Here is a 21526-nt window from a genome sequence, read left to right as displayed (position 1 = left end):
CGAATCCTAATACCGTGCAGCCTTCATTAATGGCCGTGACACCCTCATCCACCGAACGCATTCCGTGTTTGGCTTTACGCCTCTTTTTGCAGATGCTTGCGGGTGCCCAGCTTCTTCCATTGCCGGTCGATGGCGAAAATCGTGGTCACCGCCGGGTGCGCGGCCAGCATGTCGCGCGTCTCCTGATACAGCAGCACATCAATCTCTGCCGCCGGGTAATGCTGATGCAGCGTATTGATGACCGGTGTGGTCAGTAACATATCGCCGTGGTGGCGCAGTTTGATGATCAGAATGCGCCGGGCGGGGGCGTTGGAGAAGTGGACTGCCGCGTTGTTCATAGTGATCGCTATTCAGGGGGCCAACGGGTGATTCTAAATGACCCCCCGCCATGTGGCTACACTTCAAGGCGTTATGCCGCGTCACAAAACGGGCGCGGTCACCTTTTCGGCGGCCGTGACGGCACATAATGCCATTTGCTCTGCGCCGCCCGCCTGCGTAACATGTTTCACTCCGCATTAACCGGGCTTAACTTTTATGTCAACACCTGCATTCCTCATCACCATCGATACCGAAGGCGATAATCTGTGGCAGAACCACGATCGGATCACCACCGAGAACACCCACTATTTGCCGCGTTTTCAGGCCCTGTGTGAGAAGTACGGCTTCAAGCCGGTCTACCTCACCAACTATGAGATGGCGATGGATGCAGAGTATGTGGCCTTTGCGCGTGACGTGATTGCCCGCGGCCAGGGTGAAGTGGGGATGCACCTCCACGCCTGGAACAGCCCGCCGGTGATCGCCCTGACAGACGATGACTGGCGCCATAAGCCCTACCTGATTGAGTACCCGGCTGACCAGATCCGCGCCAAAGTCGACCACATGACCAAACTGCTGGAAGACGCCTTCCAGACCAAAATGCGCAGCCACCGCGCCGGGCGCTGGGCGTTCAATGAGTATTACGCCTCGCTGCTGCTAGAGTATGGCTACCAGGTGGACTGCTCGGTCACGCCGCGTGTGAACTGGCGCTTCTCCCCCGGTGACCCGGCCGGGCAGGGCGGCAGCGATTACCGCCATTTCCCGGACGCTGCCTATTTTATCGATCCGCACAATATCGCCCGCGCCGGGAATTCGACGCTGCTGGAAGTGCCGATGAGCATCCAGTACAAACACTCCGGCCTGATGAACAGCATCAAGCAGGGCTATGACGCCCTGCGCGGCAAACAGCGTTCGCCGTCCGTGCATTGGTTGCGCCCTTCCGGCGGCAATCTGGCCACCATGAAATCGGTGGTGGAGCGCACGCTGGCGGCGGGCAGTGACTACGTGGAATTTATGCTGCACTCCTCCGAATTCATGCCGGGCGGCAGCCCGACCTTCAAAAACCAGGAAGAGATTGAAGGGTTGTACCGCGATCTGGACGCGCTGTTCAGCTGGCTGAGTGAGCGCACGCGCGGCATGACGCTGGCCGAGTATTACGACGCGACCCTGGCGAAACGGGCGTCCGGCAGCAAGGTGGCGGCGAACTGATCATGGCTAAGAAATGGAAAACCGCGCTGACTAACGCGTTCTTACGCGGTTATGTGGCGCTGACGCGCCGGTTGCAGGACCCGCGCACGCTGGATGCACAGCAGGAGTTCCGCAGCATTGTCATCTATTCCACCACAGCGCTGGGCGATCTGATGTTCAATACCCCCGCGATCCGGGCGGTGAAGCAGCGCTACCCGAAGGCGTTTATTACGCTGGTTTCCAGTGAGAAAAACCGCGGGCTGGTGGCGGAGAGCGACTATTTCGACGACGTGGTCTACTGGGATGAAAAAGTCAGGGATCTGTTCAGTGTGGTGGGGCAGTTGCGCCGCCGCCAGCCGGAACTGGCGATTATCCTGCACGCCAAACCCCCCTATGATGTGCTGAGCGCGGTGCTGGCCGGGTGCCGTTATATCCTGAAGGATATTTACGGCGGCAAGCCGTGCGGGCTGGAGCGGTGGCTGGCGAACCCGTTTGTGCGCTACAACGGCCACCTGATCCAGCGCAAGCTTGACCTGGTGGCGCGGCTGGGGTGCGATGCCGGTAATACTGACATGGCGATCCCGGTGCCGTTCCCGCTGTTGGAGAAAGCGCCGGGCAAAATCCAGATCGGTTTCCAGATGGGCGCATCCGGGCAGTTGCGTTGCTGGCCGGTGCCGCACTTTATCGCCCTGGCAAAACGGCTGCTGGCGCTGGGGCCGGCGTATCAGATTGTGTTGATCGGGACCCGCAAAGAGGCGGCGCTGGAGCGTGAGTTTCTGGCGGGCATGACGGCGCAGGAGTTGCAGCAGGTGGTCAGCCACATCGACAAAACCGGGCTGAAGGCGCTGCTCGGCATCATGAATAATATGGATGTGATGGTGACCGGCGACACCGGGCCGCTGCATCTGGCGATTGCGCTGAAAACGCCGACGGTCAGCCTGTTTGTCACCGCAAACCCGGCCCACACCGGCCCCTACCAGGACCCGGCGCTGCACCGGGTGATCCAGGTGCCGCTGACCACCAAAAACCTGACGCCGGAACAGTTACGCCAGCCGCTCTGCATCATCAGCGCGGACGAGGTGTTTGAACGGGTCGTTGAGTTGTTGCCGAAGAGATAACGGTTACCGGGGCGCTGACGCGCCCCGGTGACGCCGGGCAGAGGGATTAGCTTTTAGGGAAAAGCGCGCGTACCGGCCAGTTTTGCGTCATCACCACCGCAAACGGGAACCAGAACAGGTACCAGAACTCCGCCGGGTTGCCGATGTTAAACATCCCTTGTGAGACATAGAAAATCAGCATAAAGATAAACAGCGATGCCTCCAGCCGCCGCCCTTCACGCACGCACCGTAACGCCTGCTTCGCCCCATACCCTATCAGCAGCAGCATCGTGATAAACCCAACCAGCCCACCCTTCAGCAAGGCGCCGAGGTAAAGGCTGTGGGTCGTCGTGATGTACTCGCCGCTGTAGTTGGTAAAGCTCAGTTGGTGGTCAAAGCCATAACCAAAGAGCGGCGCCGCGCCAATCAGCTCAAGTGAATGCTGCCAGATGCTCAGCCGCAGGTAGACCTGCACTGCCAGCGCCTCAAAGCGCGCAATCATCACCTCGCCCAGCCCGCTGTAGGCAAAAAATGCCCCCAGCACCAGCAGCGCGGCACCGCACCACAGCAGGTTACGGCGGGTAAACAGGCCGAGGTGTGAGGTCATCACCAGGGCCAGCATCAGCGCAATGGCCGGGCCGCGGCTCTGGGTCAGCAACAGGGCGATAAACAGCAGCAGCGGCAACAGCAGCACGATGCGGCGCTGGGTGTCGCGGAAGACCATCAGCGAGAGGATAATGCCGATGGCGAAATACCCGCCGACATCAATCACATTGTCCGGCCCTGGGCTTTTCAGCGTCATCAACCGGTTGGTCAGGATATTATGGTGATCGACCCCCATCAAAAACAGCGCCAGTACGGCGAAGCCGCAGCAGATCGCCAGGTAAATCGCCGGGCGGTAACGGCTGTTCAGCACCGTGACCAGCATCGCCAGAAACGTCAGCAGGTAAATGCTGTGCGTCAGGGTCGATTCAATGTTCAGCGGGTGTGCTGTCCAGAGGTTGCTGAGCGCGTAATAAACCAGATAGAGCGCGGCCAGCTTCAGCCCGGTCATCAGGTGGCTGTTGGCCAGGAGATGCCGCCGGAACAGCGGGCGGCGCCACAGCAACACTAAGAAGCAGACGGCCGACAGATGGAACAGGTTGGTGACGCGGGTGTAGCCACAAAAAATGGCGCTGAAAAACAGAAACAGGGAGAAAAACGTAAACCAGAGCCGCTCAAGGGAGAGGCGCTCAGTTAAAAATGGCATGGTAATCGGCCTTTTCAAAAATAGACTCATCAATCGCGCTGTGTGGGGAAAGGTTGACCACCCGCACCGGCTGCCTGCGCAGGATGTCACCGGCATGGCGCAGGGACGGCATCACCAGCCCCGTCAGGCTGTCAGCCAGGTAGGAAGGCTGTTTATTCTCTTCCGTTTCATAAAAGCGCGGCTGGTGGAAATTATTCATATCCAGGCCAAGAATGAATATCTCATCGAATCCCAAATACGCGGCAATCTGCAACGCCCAGTACACCACCGTACCGGCATCAAAAATGCCGTGGCGGATGTCGGTGGTGAAACCGATGTCCGGCCGGTCCGGCGCGAAATGGGCGCAGGGGTACCCCGCATAGGCGGATTGCAACGCCGGTGCCTCAATTTTGGGCTGGTAGATTTTAAAGGCGGCGTCTTCAATCAGCGCCAGTTTGCACCTCACCGCCGCCAGCCCGTGCCGGTCGAGGATGCGCGCAATACCGTGGGCGGTGGTAAACAGCGTCAGTGACGGATCACGGATAATCTCCGCAATCACCTCACGTTTCTGGTCATAAAAGCCCATGTCCACCACCACATAGAACCGGAACCCGACCTGCTGTTGCAGGAACCAGGCGCCGTTCACCCCCATCGCCGGCAGTGGGGAGGGGGTTTTAAAGCAGATGGTTTTCACCGAGGGGCCGGTGGCCGTCAGCAGCAGCGGGCCGTGGCAACTGCCGCGCAATGCCGACAGGTCGGCCAGCGGGATCTGTTGGCCTTTATAACGCAGTGACGCGATCTCCCCGGTGGGCGCCCGGCCAATCTTCATATAGGGCCAGAGATTTTCATTGTGGCGGAAGGGGCGGGTATGCGTGTAACGGTAGATCTGTTTAAAGAGGCTGCCCACTGATCAACTGCTCCGTTTCAAGACATTGGTACACCTGCGCGGCGCTGATGTCCGCCATGCTGTTGCCGCTCGCGGGGCGGCAGGCGATCTGGTTCTGCCCATAGCCGCCAATCAGCCCTGGGTCGGTCGGGCCGTAAAGCGTGATGTTGGGCCTGTCCAGCGCGGCGGTCAGGTGGCTGAGGCCGGTATCCACCGACACCACGGCTTTCGCCCCGGCCAGCACTTTCGCCACGTTTTCCAGCGTCAGCTTCGGCAGCACTTCCACATGCCCAAACCCGGCGGCCAGCCGCTGCGCGCGCTGGTGCTCATGCTCTGCGCCCCACGGCAATTTGATGCGCAGCCCGGTCGGTGCCACCTGCGCAATCAGTGCGCGCCAGTTTTCTTCCGGCCAGTGTTTGTCATCACGGGTGGTGGCGTGCAGAAACACCAGATAGCGCCCGGCATCGGCCGGCTGGTCACGCAGGAAGCGGGCGGCAATCGCGTAGTCGCCCTGGGTGTCCGGTTTCGGGTAGCCCAGGCTTTTGGCAAACAGCTCACGCGTCCGCTCCACGGCGTGCTGGCGCTTGTCGATGTCATGGCGATGGTTGAAGAACCAGCTGGCAAACGGCTCGCGGGCGCTGGCCACATCCTGCCCGTGTTTCTCGCCCCTGGCGAGCCGGGTAATCAGCGCCGCGCTTTTCATCAGCCCCTGGGCATCAATCACCACATCATACCGGCGGCTCTGAAGTTCACGCTTGAAATCACAACGTTGCTGGCGCGTCTCCGCGCCAAACCAGTTTTTGCGCCAGCGGCGGATAGCCACCGGGATCACCCGGTCAACCGCCGGGTGCCAGGCAGGGATCTGGCTGAAGGACTCTTCAACCACCCAGTCAAACTGAATGCCGGGAAGGGCCTGCATGGCATCAGTCAGGGCCGGAAGCGTATGCAGCACGTCCCCCATGGATGAGGTTTTCACAATCAAAACGTGCATTAACTCTCCTTGCCCGAAGCGAGCAGGGTGTTTAACTCAGTAAAGACCTGTTCAGGCGTAATATCGATCAAACTCTGGTGATAGCCCTGATCGGCGTCCCCTTTGCGTACCTTGTGGTAGCCGGTGATCAGGCGGATAACCCTGGCCTGATGGGAGAGCGGCGGGGTGAAATCCGGGCTGCTGGGGCCGTAAAGCGCCACCAGCGGGCGGTTGAGGGCCGCGGCCACATGCATCAGGCCGGAGTCATTGCTCACCACCGCGCGGCAGGCGGCGATCAGCACCACGGCCTGATCCAGCTGGGTTTTGCCCGCCAGGTTCAGGCAGTGCGCGCGGCCCTGCTCCGTCAGCGCGGCGCGGATCTCCTCCCCGGCGGCGTGATCTTTGGCGGAACCGAACAACACCACCTGATACCCCTGCGCCACCAGAATCTCTGCCAGCGCGGCGTAATGGTAGTGCGGCCAGCGTTTGGCCGGGCCGAATTCAGCGCCGGGGCAGAAGCCAATTACCGGGCGGTCAGCCTGGATGCCAAACGCCGCGGTGGTGTCGGCAATCTCCCGATCGGCTACCGCCAGTTGCGGCCAGAGCAGCGGCTGCGCCAGATCTTTCCAGCTATGGACGTGCTTGCGCTCATAGGCCAGCGCCACATAACGCTGCACCATCAGCGGGAAGGCGGCTTTATCCAGCGTGCGGATGTCATTCAGCAGGCCGTAGCGCATCTCACCGCGCCAGCCGGTACGTTGCGGAATGTTGGCAAAAAACGGCACCAGGGCGGATTTGAACGAGTTCGGCAGCACATAGGCGCGTTCATAGCGCTTTTCACGCAGCGCCACGCCCAGGCGGCGGCGCTCGCCCAGTGCCAGTGCGCCATGCCCCAGCGGCATCGCCAGCGCCTCATTCACTTCCGGCATCCGGTCGAGCAGCGGACGGCACCATGCGGGTGCCATCACATCAATCTCGGCAGAGGGCGTCACGGCCTTCAGGGTACGGTAAAGGCTTTGCGACATCATCATGTCGCCTACCCAGGAGGGGCCGATAACCAGGATTTTCATACCGCTTCAGTTCCTTATGGCGGGGGCTCAGACCGCGCGGTTCAGCCAGGCCATGTATTCAGCCACACCTTCTGCCACGGTTTTGAACGGTTTGTCATACCCGGCGGCGCGCAGGTTGGTCAGGTCAGCCTGGGTGAATGCCTGGTAGCGGCCTTTCAGTTTTTCCGGGAACGGGATGTACTCAACGCCCGCGCTGTTGTGGTGTTTCACCACCGCGTCAGCCACCGCCTGGAAGGATTCGGCACGGCCGGTGCCGCAGTTGAAGATGCCGGACACGCCGTTCTGCCAGAACCACAGGTTCACTGCGGCCACGTCGCCGACGTAGATGAAGTCACGCTGGAAGCCTTCGCTGCCTTCGAACAGCTTCGGCGCTTCACCGGCGTTGATCTGGTTATTCAGGTGGAACGCCACGCTCGCCATGCTGCCTTTATGGCCTTCACGCGGGCCGTAGACGTTGAAGTAACGGAAACCACAGATCTGCGACTCCGCGTGTGGCAGGATTTCACGCACATACTGGTCAAACAGGAACTTGGAGTAGCCGTAAACGTTCAGCGGCTGCTCGTACTGGCGCTCTTCAATAAAGTTGCCGTCACGGCCGCCGTAGGTTGCGGCAGACGAGGCGTAAAGGAACGGGATTTCGCGGTCAAGGCAGAAGTGCAGGAGGTCTTTTGAATACTGATAGTTGTTGTCCATCATGTACTTGCCGTCCCACTCGGTGGTGGAGGAGCAGGCACCTTCGTGGAACACCGCTTCGATGTCACCCAGATCATCCCCGGCGACGATGCTGGCGATAAAATCTTCTTTATCCGCATAGTCGGCGATGTCCAGATCCACCAGGTTCGCGAACTTGGTGCCGTCTTTCAGGTTGTCCACCACCAGAATGTCCCGGTACCCCATATCATTCAGGGATTTAACGATGTTGCTGCCGATAAAACCAGCGCCGCCAGTGACAATAATCATGGGGTTTACCTTTATTCAACTTGCCGGTGGAGCACCATGCCCCACGCTATAATGGGCAATATCATAGCACTTCACTTCCTGGCTGGCAGCGGGAAGCGGCTGAATATCCCTGATTGCCCACGTGAAGATCATTGAGTGGCGTGATATATGCTGCAAAAGTGACATTTCATCCCCGCTCTGCATCGTCAACCCGCCTGGCTGCCAGTAATATCTTTCGCGAAATGACCTATCCCGGAGATAACAGCATGTCGATGTCCTTCTACCAGCAGTTGGAAGACCAGCTTGAGGCCGCGCGCGCCGAGGGGCTGTATAAGACCGAACGGATTATTACCTCCGCCCAGCAGGCTGAAATTGCCCTGGCGGACGGCAAGCAGGTGATTAACTTCTGTGCCAATAACTATCTGGGGCTGGCGAACCACCCGGACCTGATTGCGGCGGCCACGGCCGGCATGGAGAAACACGGTTTCGGCATGGCCTCGGTACGTTTTATCTGCGGCACACAGGATCTGCACAAGGCGCTGGAGCAGCGGCTGGCGGCGTTCCTCGGCATGGAAGATGCCATTCTCTACTCCTCCTGTTTCGATGCCAACGGCGGGCTGTTTGAAACCCTGCTGGGGCCGGAAGATGCAGTGATTTCCGACGCGCTGAACCATGCCTCCATCATCGACGGCGTGCGGCTGTGCAAGGCGAAGCGTTACCGCTACGCCAACAATGACATGGCAGAACTGCGCGAACGGCTGACGCAGGCCACGGCGGAAGGCGCGCGCCACATCCTGATCGCCACCGACGGCGTGTTCTCGATGGACGGCGTGATCGCCAACCTGAACGGCGTGTGCGATCTGGCGGAGGAGTTCAACGCGCTGGTGATGGTGGATGACTCGCATGCGGTCGGGTTTGTCGGCGAACACGGGCGCGGCACGCCGGAGTACTGCGGGGTGATGGATCGCGTGGACATCATCACCGGCACGCTGGGCAAGGCGCTGGGCGGGGCATCCGGCGGCTATACCGCGGCGCGCAAAGAGGTGGTGGAGTGGCTGCGCCAGCGCTCGCGCCCCTATCTTTTCTCCAACTCCCTGGCGCCGTCGATTGCGGCAGCGTCGATCAAGGTACTGGAGATGCTGGAGCAGGGCGGCGCCCTGCGTGAAAAACTCTGGGCCAACGCAGCGCTGTTCCGCGAAAAAATGACCGCCGCCGGGTTTACCCTGGCCGGGGCCGACCACGCCATTATCCCGGTGATGCTCGGCGAGGCGCGGCTGGCGCAGGAATTCGCCCAGGCGCTGCAACAGGAAGGTATTTACGTCACCGGCTTCTTTTACCCGGTGGTACCGAAAGGGCAGGCGCGCATCCGTACCCAGATGTCCGCGGCGCATACCCCGGAACAGATTGAACATGCCGTGGCGGCGTTTACCCGCATCGGCCGGCAATTGGGCGTTATCGCATAAGGAAGGGCCATGAAAGCATTAGCCAAGCTGAAAGCAGAATCCGGCATCTGGATGACCGATGCGCCGCAGCCCGAAATGGGCCATAACGATCTGCTGATCAAAATCCGTAAAACTGCCATCTGCGGTACGGATGTGCACATCTATAACTGGGATGAATGGTCGCAGAAAACCATCCCGGTGCCGATGGTGGTGGGCCATGAGTATGTGGGTGAAGTGGTGGGGATCGGGCAGGAAGTGCGCGGGTTCAGCCTCGGGGATCGCGTCTCCGGGGAAGGGCATATCACCTGCGGGCACTGCCGTAACTGCCGCGGCGGGCGCACCCATCTCTGCCGCAACGCGGTGGGCGTGGGCGTCAACCGCCCCGGCTGTTTTGCCGAGTATCTGGTGATCCCGGCGTTCAACGCCTTCAAAATCCCGGACAACATCCCGGATGAGCTGGCCGCGATTTTCGACCCGTTCGGCAATGCGGTGCACACGGCGCTCTCGTTTGATCTGGTGGGTGAAGATGTGCTGGTGGCCGGTGCCGGGCCGATCGGCATCATGGCGGCGGCGGTCTGTAAGCACGTCGGCGCGCGCCATGTGGTGATCACCGATGTGAATGAGTACCGGCTCGATCTGGCGCGCAACATGGGCGTCACGCGCGCGGTGAACGTCAGCCGCGAAAACCTCACCGACGTGATGGCGGAGCTGGGCATGACCGAAGGCTTTGATGTCGGGCTGGAGATGTCCGGCGCGCCGCCGGCATTCCGTTCGCTGTTGCAGGCGATGAACCACGGCGGACGCATCGCGTTGCTGGGTATCCCGCCGTCTGAGATGTCGATCGACTGGAACCAGGTGATCTTCAAAGGGCTGTTTATCAAAGGGATCTACGGCCGTGAGATGTTCGAGACCTGGTACAAAATGGCAGCGCTGATCCAGTCCGGCCTCGACCTGACGCCGATCATCACCCACCACTTCCCGATTGATGAATTCCAGCAGGGTTTTGACATTATGCGTTCCGGGCAATCCGGGAAAGTCATCCTGAATTGGGACTAATTCACCCTCTTCTGCCCTGGGTCAATAAACCGGCCTGGGGCGTTTGATCTCCGCTCCGTTGCTCCTTATATAAAGGCGCTTTGCTTTTATTTTACAGGGAGTTCTGAGCATGACGGAGCTGAGTGTTTGTGTCCTCACCTATAATTCCGGTCGATTAATTAAGTCTGTCTTAACCCCATTGTTAACCATTACGGATGATCTGGTGGTGGTGGATTCCGGCAGCACGGATGACACCCTGGCTGTCTGCCGGGAGCTGGGCATCACGCCGCGTTACGCTGAGTATGAAACCCACGGCAGACAGATGAATACCGCCCTCCGGCACACCCGCCACCCCTGGGTGCTGTGTGTGGACAGCGATGAAATCCTCGACCCGATGACCCTGACCTGGCTTACCCACTTTAAGGCCGCCCCGCCACCTGACCCGCACACCGCCTTCCGCCTGTCACGATATTGGTTTGTGATGGGAAAACCGGTCAGAACCCTTTACCCGGTGTCGTCACCTGACTTTCCGGTGCGCCTGTTCCACCGCGAGGTGGTGCATTTCAATGATCGCCCGGTAGACGATGAGGCCACAGGCTTTGCCCGCAGCAAAATCATCCCCGGTGCGGTGCGGCACGACACCTTTTATTCCCTGCATGAAGTCTTTCATAAAGCAAATGGCTACACCACACGGCTGGTGAAATACAAAACCCTCCGGCCTTCGCTGTGGCGTGGTATCGCCAGCGCCATCGGGGCTTTTTTTAAGTGGTATCTGTTCAGCGGGGCGTGGCGGGAGGGGAAAATCGGGGTGGTGACCGGCAGTTATGCGGTGATTTACTCTTTCCTGAAATACCTGAAGGCGTGGTATGCGCACCAACCGGCGGCGTCGCACCGGCATAGCCGGTTCCCCGGCCAGGGGAACCGGGCCGGGGATCAGGTAACCGGGAGGCAACAAAAACAGTAAGCGGCGACCCAGGAAATGCGGCCACCGGAACGCTTGCCTACGGCTGTGCCGCCGGGGCAGGCTGCCCTGCCGGACTCGCCGGACTCGCCGGACTCGCCGGACTCGCCGGACTCGCCGGACTCGCCGGACTCGCCGGACTCGCCGGACTCGCCGCGGAATCCGGCACCAGTTTCAGCGCCTGCCACTGCTGCCACTCGCGCTGAATAAACTGTACGCCCGGCGAGGTAATCAGGCTTTCGCCAATCGCGTTCAGCATCGCATCGGCATAAACCGGTTGCGGTGGCTGTTTCGCCTTGCACTCTTTCACACCCTGGAACGGGTTACGCGGCGCAGGGGCCGGTTTTGGTTTCGGCGCTTTCGGCGGCGGCGCGGCAGGGGTATGGCCGGCAGACGCCGGTTCATTCAGCAAATCACTGGGCCGCACCAGCACAATGTCACCCGGCAGGGCAGGCAGCATCTGCTGGAGCACCCGGATCGTCGCCGGATGCGGGTGGCCGATGGCGATGGCCGAGCCGTTGCGGCGCGCCAGTTGCACCGCGCGTTCAAACTGGCGGCGGATCTCCGCCTCGTTCTGCACATCATCCAGAAACACCCGGCGCTTAATCACTTTTACCGGCGTACCGGCGGCCGCACGGGTTGCCTGGCTGCTGCCGATGGTCATGCTGTCGAGAAAGAACAGGTGATAGCTGCTCAACGCCTGCATCACATGCTGCATGGCCGGCAGGCTGGAGGTCATGGCGCTGCCCATATGGTTATTCATGCCGACGGCGTAAGGCACATTCGCCACCGCCTGCCGGATAATGCGGCTCACTTCCTCGCCGCTCATGGCGGGGTGCAGCGTGTCGCGCTCCAGCGGCTGTTTGCTCAGCGGTGCCATCGGCATATGGATCAGGATTTCACGCCCCTGATTATGTGCTTTGACGGCCATTTCATGGGAGTGCGGGGCGTTAGGCAGAATCGCCACCGTGACCGGCAGCGGCATCTGCAACACCTGGTTTTCATTATGCAGCCGGTAGCCCACATCATCGATGACGATGGAGAGCTTACCGGCCTGTGCGGAGAATGCCAGCAGCAGGGTACTGAACGCTGCGGCGAGGTGAGAGTGCTTCTTCCATACTCGTTGTAACACGACTTATCTTCCCAACCACGGCTGTGGGTTAACGGCCTGTCCCTGGCGACGAATTTCAAAATAGAGTGAAGGCTGGCCCTGTCCTCCACTGGTCCCGACCAGTGCAACCGGCTGCCCGGCTTTTACCTGCTGGCCCACATTGACCAGCGCGCTCTGGTTATAGCCATAAAGGCTCATGTCACCTTTACCATGCTCGACCACCACCACCAGCCCATAGCCCTGCAGCCAGTCGGCCAGCAGGACGCGGCCGTCCGCAATCGCTTTGACTTCGCTGCCTTCTGCGGCGGTGATGACCATGCCTTTCCAGCGCAACTCCCCCTGCAACGGCTCGCCGAAACGGTGGATCGTCCGGCCGCGTACCGGCCAGATCGCCTGGCCACCCGGCCGCCCCAGCCCGCCGGTGCGTGACATCAGCGAGCGTTCGCTTTCGGTCGGTTTGTAGCTCGACCCGCGTTTCTTCGCCTGCTGCTCTTTGGCGCGTACTTTTTCCGCCTCGCGCGCCTCACGCTCGGCACGGGCACGCGCTTCACGTTCCGCTTTGGCGATCTGGTCACGCAGGCGCGTTTCGTTCTGCCGCAGCTCCACCAGCCGCGCCTGATCTTTTTCCAGCGAGGCTTCCAGGCTGGTCAGGGTTTTCTGGCGGTTTACCCGGGCCTGTTCGAGCGTCTTTTGTTGCGCCTGCTGCTGGGTGAGCAACTGCGCCTGTTGCTCCTGCTTGGCTTTCAGCGTTTTACGCTGGGCGGCCAAATCCGTACGGGTTTCGGCCAGCGTATTGATGGTTTTCTGCCGCGCCTCGTTCAGGTAGCCGAAATAGGCCAGAATCCGTTCGCTGCGCTGGCTCTCTTCCCCGCTCAGCACCAGTTGCAGGCCGCTGTGCTGCCCAAGGCGGAACGCGGCATCCAACTGTTTAGCCAGAATGGTTTGTTGGGCGGACTGCTGCTTCTGCAATTTCTGGATCGACGCCGTCAGCGCGCCTGTCTCTTTCTCCAGCGACGCCAGCCCGCTCTGGGTATCACGCAGTTCGCGGCTGGCCTGGGCGATGATCTTCTCCTGCGCTTTCAGCTGGTCAAGCAAGGCGCTGCGCTGCGCTTTCTGTAACTGGACGCTTTTCTCTTTTTCGGCGATGTCCTGTTGCAGGGATTTCAGCTGCTGTTTGTTGTCCTCCGCGTGGGCGGGCGGGCTGAGCAGCGCACCGGCCCACAGCGTGGCCGCCAGCAGGCAACCGGCCGGGCGGGCCAGCAGGGTAAGGGCATCGGGCGGGCAGGAAATCGTGCTCTGCATCAGGCAAAGGCGCGGGAGAATAGGCTGGCTGGAGCGGGGAGATTTACGCAAACTGTCGTCCATTGTGTGAAAACTGATTCGTCCTGGCAGGGCAAATCCCGGAGGTTATCCTAGCACTGATCGCGCGCCGGATGCACAGCCAAAAGGCAGGCACCCGCCGCAGGCTGCCCCTTTAGTATTTCTTTTTTAGCCGGAATTGCCACTGCTGAAGTGTTAACGTTTTTGCTGTTTCCAGCAGGAAGGCCGGGGAAACGGCGCCGCGTCATGCTGCGGCGCAGAGGGCGTGGCCGGCTGTGCACCGGCCTGTGGCAGGTCAGAGAGGCGTAAACAGCGGTTTGCCGGTCATCTCCGGCGGAATCGGCAGGTTCATCAGGCTGAGCAGTGTCGGGGCGATGTCAGAGAGTTTGCCGCCCTCAATGGCCCTGGCCGGCCCGCCGACATAAATCAGCGGCACCGGCAGGCTGGTGTGTGCCGTATGGGCCTGCCCGGTGGTGAGGTCCTGCATCTGCTCGGCGTTGCCGTGATCGGCGGTGATCAGTAACTGGCCGCCTGCCGCTTTCACGGCACCGGCCACCTGGGCGATGCAGCCATCCAGGGCTTCCACCGCTTTCACCGCCGCCTCGTACACGCCGGTATGGCCGACCATATCACCGTTCGGGTAGTTACAGATGATCAGGTCATAACGGCCGCTGCCGATGGCGGAAAGCAGTTTATCCGTGAGTTCCGGCGCGCTCATCTCCGGTTGCAGGTCATACGTCGCGACGTTCGGCGAGTTGACCAGAATGCGATCCTCCCCGGTGAACGGGGTTTCTACGCCGCCGTTAAAGAAGAACGTCACGTGGGCATATTTCTCAGTCTCCGAAATACGGAGCTGGGTTTTGCCCTGCTTCATCAACCATTCACCCAGTGTATTGTCAAGCGACGCAGGCGGGTAGGCGCAGGCCGCCGTGATGTCTGCCGCGTATTCGGTCAGCATGACGAATTCGCCGAACGCTACCCCCTTTTCACGCACGAAGCCGTCAAAATCCGGCTCCACAAAAGCGCGGGTAATCTGGCGCGCGCGGTCAGCCCGGAAATTCATAAAGATCAGGGTGTCACCCTGTTCCATCGTGACGGCTTCCTCACCCTCCGCCCGGATGACGGTAGGCTGTACGAACTCGTCATTCTCATCACGCGCGTAGGCGGCATCCAGCGCCGCCGTGGCCGTGGCCGCGCTGAAGCTGCCGTTGGCCGCGGTCAGCAGGTCATACGCCCGCTGCACGCGATCCCAGCGGTTGTCGCGGTCCATCGCATAATAACGGCCGACCACGGACGCAATGCGGCCGCAACCCAGGGTGCGGAACGTTTCAGCGGCACGGGCCAGCGAGGCGTGTGCGCTGCGCGGCGGGGTGTCACGGCCGTCCAGGAAGGCGTGCAGGTAGACCGCTTTTGCGCCACGCCGGGCCGCCAGTTCGATCATCGCCAGAATATGGTCTTCATGGCTGTGGACGCCGCCGGCCGACAGCAGGCCCATGATATGCACCGCTTTCCCGGCCTGCGCCGCTTTGTCGACTGCCGCTGTCAGCGTGGGGTTATGGTAGAAATCGCCGTCGCTTATCGCCTTGTCCAGCCGGGTCAGATCCTGGTAGACAATGCGCCCGGCGCCGAGGTTGACGTGGCCGACTTCGGAGTTGCCCATCTGCCCGTCCGGCAGGCCGACGTCCAGCCCGGACGCGCCGATAAGCGTATGCGGGCAGCTCTGCCACAGGCTATCCATTACCGGGGTATGGGCGTTGAGGATGGCGTTATCCGGGGCGCTGCCGCGGTGGCCGTAGCCGTCCAGAATGACCAGCACAGTAGGTTTCTTATTGCTCGACATGGCGTGTTTACTCACCTGAAAAGAGGAAAATCGCAGGGCATAACGGCGTGGTGCCCGGCCCTGAGGAGCAGCGGATTTTATCGTACTGAAAAAACGCCATAGCGCAGGAAGATCAAAGATGCGTCGCAATAAGAGTTAACTTTTGCCGGGCAACAATGCTAATTTTCGTGCTGCGCCGCAGTTTCTTCACTCATGCCGGCTTACCGGCTGTATTTGAGGCAACGCGCAGGTATACTCTGAAGCCTTATTTTTATCCCCTAACTGACGGGAGTTGCTACACCCCATGCAAGACATTATGGAATTCGTTAGAGATCATCTCGTACTGAGCCTGGCCTGGGTTGCATTACTGATTGCAGTGATCGTAACGACCTTCAAGAGCCGTTTTTCCAAGGTTCGTGAAATTACCCGTGGTGAAGCCACACGCCTGATTAATAAAGAAGATGCCGTGGTGGTGGATACCCGCCCGCGTGATGATTTCCGCAAAGGCCATATCGCGAATTCAATCAACGTCATTGCCGCCGATATCAAAAACAACAACATTGGCGAGCTGGCGAAACACAAAGCGCAACCGGTTATCGTGGTATGCGCCAACGGCACCAGCGCCCGTGCCTCCGCGGAAGCACTGAGCGCCGCCGGGTTTGAGCACGTGTCTGTCATGAAAGAAGGCATTGCGGGCTGGAGCGGCGACAACCTGCCGCTGGCACGCGGCAAATAATCCCATTTACGGAAACCGGAGGCTAGTCATGGCTAAGATCGAGATGTACACCAAAGCAACCTGTCCTTTTTGCCATCGCGCAAAGGCGCTGCTGAATGCGAAAGGTGCCGCGTTTTCTGAAGTCGCGATTGATGCGCACCCGGAAAAGCGTGAAGAGATGATCACCCGCAGTGGCCGCACGACGGTTCCCCAGATTTTCATCGACGGCCGGCACATCGGCGGTTGTGATGATTTACATGCGCTTGAGGCGCGCGGTGGCCTGGACCCATTACTCTAAGGCCGGGCGCGGTTCGCCGCGGGTGCAATAAGGACGTTTAACTAAAAGGTATGACTAACATGTCAGAGCAAAACAACACAGAAATGGGTTTCCAGATCCAACGTATCTACACTAAAGATATCTCTTTCGAAGCGCCGAACGCTCCGCAGGTTTTCCAGCAGGAGTGGCAGCCGGAAGTTAAACTGGATCTTGATACCGCCTCCAGCCAACTGGCTGACGACGTGTATGAAGTGGTATTGCGTGTCACCGTGACCGCCTCCCTGGGCGAAGAAACCGCATTCCTGTGTGAAGTACAACAGGGCGGGATTTTCTCTATCGCCGGTATCGAAGGGACGCAACTGGCGCATTGCCTGGGTGCATACTGCCCGAACATCCTGTTCCCGTATGCGCGTGAGTGCATCACCAGCCTGGTGTCACGCGGTACTTTCCCGCAACTGAACCTGGCCCCTGTCAATTTTGATGCGCTGTTCATGAACTACCTGCAACAGCAGTCTGAAGGCGAAGGTGCTGCTCCACATCAGGATGCCTGATGGATAGTGTCAATGCGTCAATGACAGTGATCGGTGCCGGCTCGTACGGCACCGCTCTGGCCATTACCCTCGCGCGTAATGGCCACCACGTCGTGTTGTGGGGCCACAACCCACACCATATCAATGCCATGCAGCAAGCCCGCTGCAACCAGGCTTTTCTGCCCGATGTGCCTTTCCCTGATTCCCTGTTGCTGGAAACCGACCTTGCCCGTGCGCTGGCGGCCAGCCGCGATGTGCTGGTGGTGGTGCCGAGCCATGTGTTCGGGGATGTCTTGCGCCAGCTGAAACCGCATTTGCGTGCGGATGCCAGAATTGTCTGGGCGACGAAAGGGCTGGAAGCAGAAACCGGCCGCCTGTTGCAGGATGTGGCGCGTGAGGCACTGGGTGATGCCATGCCGCTCGCGGTGCTCTCCGGCCCGACGTTTGCCAAAGAGCTGGCGGCCGGTTTGCCGACGGCTATCGCGCTCGCCTCCACTGACGCGCAATTCGCGGATGACCTGCAAGTGCTGTTGCACTGCGGCAAAAGCTTCCGCGTTTACAGCAACCCCGATTTTATCGGTGTGCAGCTGGGCGGTGCGGTGAAGAACGTGATCGCGATTGGTGCCGGCATGTCAGACGGCATCGGGTTTGGGGCCAACGCCCGTACCGCGCTGATTACCCGCGGTCTGGCAGAGATGAGCCGCCTTGGCTCGGCGCTGGGCGCGGACCCGACCACCTTTATGGGGATGGCCGGCCTGGGCGATCTGGTGCTGACCTGCACAGATAACCAATCCCGTAACCGGCGTTTCGGTATTATGCTGGGGCAGGGGAAAACGGTTCAGCAGGCGCAGGATGAGATAGGCCAGGTGGTAGAAGGCTATCGCAATACCAAAGAGGTATTGGCGCTGGCGCAACGCCATCAGGTTGAAATGCCGATTACTGAACAGATATATCAGGTGTTGTATTGCAATAAAGATGCACGGGAAGCCGCCACAACGTTACTGGGTCGCACCAGAAAAGACGAAAAACAGAGCGCCTGACCGGTGATTTTATCCAGCCACGCGGCCGCTAAAGCCGGTCGCGTGGCTTCTTTACGTAAGGCAGAGGGGAAAAGGCAATGTCGTCTGAAGAGTTAGAACAGGTCTGGAATTACATCAAATCAGAAGCACGGGCGCTGGCTGATTGTGAACCGATGCTGGCCAGTTTCTTCCATGCAACATTGCTTAAACATGAAAACCTCGGCGGCGCCCTCAGTTACATTCTGGCCAACAAGCTGGGCAGCCCGATTATGCCGGCCATCGCCATCCGTGAAGTGGTGGAAGAGGCGTACCGCTCTGATGCGCAGATGACCCTCTCCGCCGCCAGGGACATTCTGGCCGTCCGGCTGCGCGACCCGGCGGTAGACAAGTACTCCACGCCGCTGCTTTACCTGAAAGGTTTCCATGCGCTTCAGGCGTACCGCATCGGCAACTGGCTGTGGAAGCAGAACCGCCAGGCGCTGGCGGTGTATTTCCAGAACCAGATCTCCGTTACCTTTGGCGTGGACATCCACCCGGCGGCCAGAATCGGCTGCGGCATCATGCTCGACCACGCAACCGGCATTGTGATCGGGGAAACGGCGGTGGTGGAAAACGATGTCTCGATTCTGCAATCCGTGACCCTGGGCGGGACCGGGAAAACCAGCGGCGACCGTCACCCGAAAATCCGGGAAGGCGTCATGATTGGCGCGGGCGCAAAAATTCTCGGCAATATTGAAGTCGGGCGCGGCGCGAAAATTGGTGCCGGTTCCGTGGTGCTGCATTCCGTACCGGCGCACACCACGGCGGCCGGGGTGCCGGCGCGTATTGTGGGCCGCCCGGAGAGTGAGAAACCGTCACTCGATATGGATCAACACTTTAACGGCGACGGTTTCGTCTATGGTGACGGGATTTAACCGTCACCCGTTCCGGCAGAAACAAAAAAAGCAGGCCCGGCCTGCTTTTTTTATTGTCACTGCACTAATCAGGATTTCACCAGCGCCCCGGCATAATCAAGCTGGCGCCACGCCTCATACACCACCACGGACACCGCATTCGACAGGTTCATGCTGCGGCTGTTGGGCTGCATCGGAATGCGGATTTTCTGCCCGGCGGGCAGGGCATCCAGAATGTCGGCAGGCAAACCGCGGCTTTCCGGCCCGAACAACAGATAATCCCCAGCCTGGTAACTCACTGCGCTGTGAGCAGGCGTGCCTTTGGTGGTCAACGCAAACAGCCGCTCAGGCTGCTCCTGTTCCAGAAACCGGGCGTAGTCGGCGTGTTTTTGGATCGACGCGTATTCATGGTAATCCAGCCCGGCGCGACGCAGGCGTTTGTCGTCCCAGGGAAAGCCCAGCGGCTCAATCAGGTGTAAACGAAAACCGGTATTAGCACATAAGCGGATGATATTGCCGGTATTTGGTGGGATTTCAGGTTCAAATAAAACGATATTCAGCATACGCCCCCCAGAATTGAGGGGCGCAGAATACCAGAAACTTAACGCAGGTGCAGCGGCAGCCAGATAATCAGGCGCAAGCCGCCGAGCGGGCTGTCATCGGCCCGTACCCAGCCGCGATGCTGGGAAACGGCGGTTTCGACAATCGCCAGGCCCAGCCCTGTGCCGCCGGATTCGCGATCGCGCGCTTCATCAGTGCGGTAGAACGGCCGGAAAATCTGCTCCCGATCGGCCGGTGACACGCCGGGGCCGTCATCATCCACCGTAATGGTGATGCCTTCCTCGTCACAGGCAAAGGCCACGGCAATGTGATGATGGGAATAACGCAGCGCATTGCGCACGATATTCTCCAGCGCGCTGTCCAGGGCGGAAGGGTTGCCAATCAGCGTCCACGGGCCCGGCGGAGAGGTGATCTCCAGCTTTTTGCCCATTTGCTCCGCCTCAAATTGCGCATTTTCCAGCACGTCCGCCCACAGGGTATTGGCCTTCAGCGGTTCGCGCGCCAGCTCGTTTTTATGCTGGCTGCGGGACAGCACCAGCAGATCGTTGATCATGCTGTCCAGCCGGTGCGCCTCGGTTTCAATACGCTCCAGCTCTTTACCCTCGCCATGACGCCGGCGCATCAGGGCCGTAGCCAGTTGCAGGCGCGTCAGCGGGGTGCGCAGTTCGTGGGAGATGTCAGAAATCAGCCGTTGCTGGGCAGTCACCATTCTTTCCAGTGCGCTCACCATCTGGTTGAAACTCGCCCCGGTCGCCAGGAATTCCTGCGGCCCGGCTTCCAGTTCCGGATGCTGCTTCAGGTTGCCGCGCGCCACATCATCTGCGGCATTTTTCAGCTTGCGCGCCGGTTTCGCCAGGCTCCACGCCAGCCACAACAGCAGCGGTGAGCTGATTAACATGGTGACGATCAGCAACAGCAGCGGCCGGTCAAACATCAGGTTGATAAAGTCAGACTGCGGGCTGTTGGCAGGGCGGATTAAGTAGAGCTGGTAGTTGTCTTCACCATCACGGATCGAGAACGGGCCGACCATTTCCACCCGGCCATATTTTTTCTTTTTCGGCCGATCGGCGTTATCCGACTGGCCGATAAAGTTACGGACGATCTGCATCTCGTTGCGCTGCGCGCCAATCACCCGCCCTTCACTGGTGACCAGCAACAGGCGCTGGCCCGGCGGCGCCCATTTGTCGATGGCGCGGAACAGACGCCGCCACCACATCAGGTCATTGGCCGGATCGCTGGCCAGCTCGGCTTCCACATGCTGTTCCAGCATCAGCCCCTGCCGCTGCTCACTTTCGAGCAACGGGGTCAGCTGGCGGGAGTCCAGTTTAGGTACCATCAACACTAACATCAGCACCAGCGCCAGGGTAAACCAGAAAATGGCGAAGATTCGTGCTGTTAAACTGTTGATCATGTTGCGGATACCATCAGATAGCCACGGCCGCGCAGGGTTTTGAACCACGGGTGCCCGTCTTTGCGTTCAGGCAGTTTGCGGCGCAGGTTGGAGATGTGCATATCAATTGCGCGGTCAAACGGCGTCAGGCGTTTGCCCAGCACTTCCTGGCTGAGATGCTCACGTGACACGACCTGGCCCAGGTGCTGCGCCAGCAGATAGAGCAACGTGAATTCCGTGCCGGTCAGATCCAGCACCTGATTTTCAAAGCTGGCTTCCTGTCGCCCTGGGTTCAGTTGGAGGCAATCCACCTGTAAGGTCGGCGCGCCGCTTTCCCCATTCTGCTGCTGCTCGCTCCAGTGTGAACGGCGCAGGATGGCGCGGATGCGGGCAACCAGCTCCCGGTCATTAAACGGCTTCGGCAGGTAGTCATCTGCGCCCAGTTCCAGCCCCAGCACGCGGTCCAGCTCGCTGCCGCGGGCGGTCAGCATAATCACCGGCGTCTGGTGGTGCTGGCGCAGCTCTTTCAGGGTATCAATGCCGTTTTTCTTCGGCATCATGATGTCCAGCAACAGCAGGTCAATACTGCTGTCCAGCTGTTCCAGGGCCTGTTCACCGTCATGGGCGACCACGACGTCAAACCCTTCCATATCCAGCAGTTCTTTCAAAAGCGACGTGAGTTCACGGTCGTCATCGACTAAAAGGATTTTATTCATTGTCTTTACCTCTAGACGCAAAATACGTCATCAATTGTTGGCAT

21 protein-coding genes and 2 pseudogenes are annotated in these 21526 nt (G+C 59.9%); 10 read left to right on the top strand and 13 right to left on the bottom strand.

Features of this window, described 5'->3' with window-relative positions; all coding sequences use genetic code 11:
• Both CYR52_RS22455 and CYR52_RS17315 read right to left on the bottom strand, forming a co-directional pair.
• Positions 1-82, bottom strand: a pseudogene (locus tag CYR52_RS22455) (SFCGS family glycine-rich protein); the annotation flags it as partial.
• Positions 81-344, bottom strand: a pseudogene (locus tag CYR52_RS17315) (putative lipopolysaccharide heptosyltransferase III); the annotation flags it as partial. The pseudogenes CYR52_RS22455 and CYR52_RS17315, both read right to left, overlap by 2 nt.
• 190 nt (positions 345-534) lie before the next feature.
• On the opposite strand from CYR52_RS17315, the gene CYR52_RS17310 reads away from it, so the two are divergent.
• Both CYR52_RS17310 and CYR52_RS17305 read left to right on the top strand, forming a co-directional pair.
• The gene (locus CYR52_RS17310; protein WP_101829043.1) at positions 535-1524 is read left to right on the top strand and encodes a polysaccharide deacetylase family protein; all 990 of its coding nucleotides are present in this window, start codon (positions 535-537) and stop codon (positions 1522-1524) included.
• 2 nt (positions 1525-1526) lie between these two features.
• Entirely contained in the window at positions 1527-2621 is a 1095-nt protein-coding gene (locus tag CYR52_RS17305; RefSeq protein WP_101829042.1) for a glycosyltransferase family 9 protein, read from the top strand.
• A gap of 46 nt (positions 2622-2667) precedes the next feature.
• Here CYR52_RS17305 and CYR52_RS17300 read toward each other — a convergent pair whose 3' ends face one another.
• From CYR52_RS17300 to rfaD, 5 genes are read right to left on the bottom strand one after another with little or no spacing between them, the layout of a single operon-like run.
• Positions 2668-3849, bottom strand: coding sequence for an O-antigen ligase family protein (locus CYR52_RS17300; RefSeq protein WP_101829041.1), 1182 nt, complete (start codon positions 3847-3849; stop codon positions 2668-2670).
• On the bottom strand, positions 3833-4735 hold the full coding sequence (locus tag CYR52_RS17295) for a sugar glycosyltransferase (protein ID WP_101829040.1): 903 nt from the start codon (positions 4733-4735) through the stop codon (positions 3833-3835). Before CYR52_RS17295 ends, CYR52_RS17300 begins: the two co-directional genes overlap by 17 nt.
• On the bottom strand, positions 4719-5705 hold the full coding sequence (gene rfaC, locus CYR52_RS17290; RefSeq protein ID WP_072931542.1) for a lipopolysaccharide heptosyltransferase RfaC: 987 nt from the start codon (positions 5703-5705) through the stop codon (positions 4719-4721). Before rfaC ends, CYR52_RS17295 begins: the two co-directional genes overlap by 17 nt.
• Positions 5705-6754: an ADP-heptose--LPS heptosyltransferase RfaF gene (gene rfaF / locus CYR52_RS17285; protein WP_101829039.1), complete on the bottom strand. Its 1050-nt coding sequence runs from the start codon at positions 6752-6754 to the stop codon at positions 5705-5707. Before rfaF ends, rfaC begins: the two co-directional genes overlap by 1 nt.
• A 27-nt stretch (positions 6755-6781) precedes the next feature.
• Complete coding sequence (rfaD, locus tag CYR52_RS17280) at positions 6782-7714, bottom strand: ADP-glyceromanno-heptose 6-epimerase (protein ID WP_072931545.1); 933 nt, start codon at positions 7712-7714, stop codon at positions 6782-6784.
• Between the two features lie 245 nt (positions 7715-7959).
• Here rfaD and CYR52_RS17275 point away from each other — a divergent pair, with 245 nt between their 5' ends.
• The 3 genes from CYR52_RS17275 to CYR52_RS17265 all read left to right on the top strand — a co-directional run bounded on the left by CYR52_RS17275 (position 7960) and on the right by CYR52_RS17265 (position 11134).
• Complete coding sequence (locus CYR52_RS17275; RefSeq protein ID WP_072931547.1) at positions 7960-9156, top strand: glycine C-acetyltransferase; 1197 nt, start codon at positions 7960-7962, stop codon at positions 9154-9156.
• Between the two features lie 9 nt (positions 9157-9165).
• Positions 9166-10191: an L-threonine 3-dehydrogenase gene (tdh, locus tag CYR52_RS17270; protein ID WP_072931549.1), complete on the top strand. Its 1026-nt coding sequence runs from the start codon at positions 9166-9168 to the stop codon at positions 10189-10191.
• A 109-nt stretch (positions 10192-10300) separates the two neighbouring features.
• A complete protein-coding gene (locus tag CYR52_RS17265) occupies positions 10301-11134 on the top strand; it encodes a glycosyltransferase family 2 protein (RefSeq protein WP_072931551.1) in 834 nt (277 codons plus the stop codon).
• 37 nt (positions 11135-11171) lie between these two features.
• Here the strand turns inward: CYR52_RS17265 and CYR52_RS17260 are convergent, their stop codons facing one another.
• From CYR52_RS17260 to gpmM, 3 genes are all read right to left on the bottom strand, one after another.
• Positions 11172-12263, bottom strand: coding sequence for a divergent polysaccharide deacetylase family protein (locus CYR52_RS17260; protein ID WP_079205290.1), 1092 nt, complete (start codon positions 12261-12263; stop codon positions 11172-11174).
• A gap of 3 nt (positions 12264-12266) precedes the next feature.
• Positions 12267-13544: a murein hydrolase activator EnvC gene (gene envC, locus CYR52_RS17255; protein ID WP_079205292.1), complete on the bottom strand. Its 1278-nt coding sequence runs from the start codon at positions 13542-13544 to the stop codon at positions 12267-12269.
• A 313-nt stretch (positions 13545-13857) separates the two neighbouring features.
• Complete coding sequence (gene gpmM, locus CYR52_RS17250) at positions 13858-15402, bottom strand: 2,3-bisphosphoglycerate-independent phosphoglycerate mutase (protein ID WP_101829037.1); 1545 nt, start codon at positions 15400-15402, stop codon at positions 13858-13860.
• A 283-nt stretch (positions 15403-15685) separates the two neighbouring features.
• Here gpmM and CYR52_RS17245 point away from each other — a divergent pair, with 283 nt between their 5' ends.
• The 5 genes from CYR52_RS17245 to cysE all read left to right on the top strand — a co-directional run bounded on the left by CYR52_RS17245 (position 15686) and on the right by cysE (position 18836).
• The gene (locus CYR52_RS17245; protein ID WP_072931555.1) at positions 15686-16117 is read left to right on the top strand and encodes a rhodanese-like domain-containing protein; all 432 of its coding nucleotides are present in this window, start codon (positions 15686-15688) and stop codon (positions 16115-16117) included.
• A gap of 28 nt (positions 16118-16145) precedes the next feature.
• Positions 16146-16394: a glutaredoxin 3 gene (gene grxC / locus CYR52_RS17240; RefSeq protein ID WP_072931557.1), complete on the top strand. Its 249-nt coding sequence runs from the start codon at positions 16146-16148 to the stop codon at positions 16392-16394.
• A 59-nt stretch (positions 16395-16453) separates the two neighbouring features.
• Complete coding sequence (gene secB, locus CYR52_RS17235) at positions 16454-16924, top strand: protein-export chaperone SecB (protein WP_072931559.1); 471 nt, start codon at positions 16454-16456, stop codon at positions 16922-16924.
• The gene (gene gpsA, locus CYR52_RS17230; RefSeq protein ID WP_072931561.1) at positions 16924-17943 is read left to right on the top strand and encodes an NAD(P)H-dependent glycerol-3-phosphate dehydrogenase; all 1020 of its coding nucleotides are present in this window, start codon (positions 16924-16926) and stop codon (positions 17941-17943) included. Before secB ends, gpsA begins: the two co-directional genes overlap by 1 nt.
• Positions 17944-18020: 77 nt before the next feature.
• A complete protein-coding gene (gene cysE, locus CYR52_RS17225; protein WP_072931563.1) occupies positions 18021-18836 on the top strand; it encodes a serine O-acetyltransferase in 816 nt (271 codons plus the stop codon).
• 68 nt (positions 18837-18904) lie between these two features.
• Here cysE and trmL read toward each other — a convergent pair whose 3' ends face one another.
• The 3 genes from trmL to cpxR are packed head-to-tail and all read right to left on the bottom strand — an operon-like array spanning position 18905 to position 21482.
• Entirely contained in the window at positions 18905-19378 is a 474-nt protein-coding gene (gene trmL / locus CYR52_RS17220) for a tRNA (uridine(34)/cytosine(34)/5-carboxymethylaminomethyluridine(34)-2'-O)-methyltransferase TrmL (protein WP_072931565.1), read from the bottom strand.
• Positions 19379-19416: 38 nt separating this feature from the next.
• Complete coding sequence (cpxA, locus tag CYR52_RS17215) at positions 19417-20787, bottom strand: envelope stress sensor histidine kinase CpxA (RefSeq protein ID WP_072931567.1); 1371 nt, start codon at positions 20785-20787, stop codon at positions 19417-19419.
• On the bottom strand, positions 20784-21482 hold the full coding sequence (gene cpxR, locus CYR52_RS17210) for an envelope stress response regulator transcription factor CpxR (RefSeq protein ID WP_072931569.1): 699 nt from the start codon (positions 21480-21482) through the stop codon (positions 20784-20786). Before cpxR ends, cpxA begins: the two co-directional genes overlap by 4 nt.
• Between the last annotated feature and the right edge of the window lie 44 nt (positions 21483-21526).

The sequence above is a fragment of the Chimaeribacter arupi genome, from assembly GCF_002858805.1.
Taxonomy (GTDB): domain Bacteria; phylum Pseudomonadota; class Gammaproteobacteria; order Enterobacterales; family Enterobacteriaceae; genus Chimaeribacter; species Chimaeribacter arupi.
The sequence above is the reverse complement of the archived record's forward strand: the minus strand, read 5'-3'. Positions and strand labels throughout refer to the sequence as shown.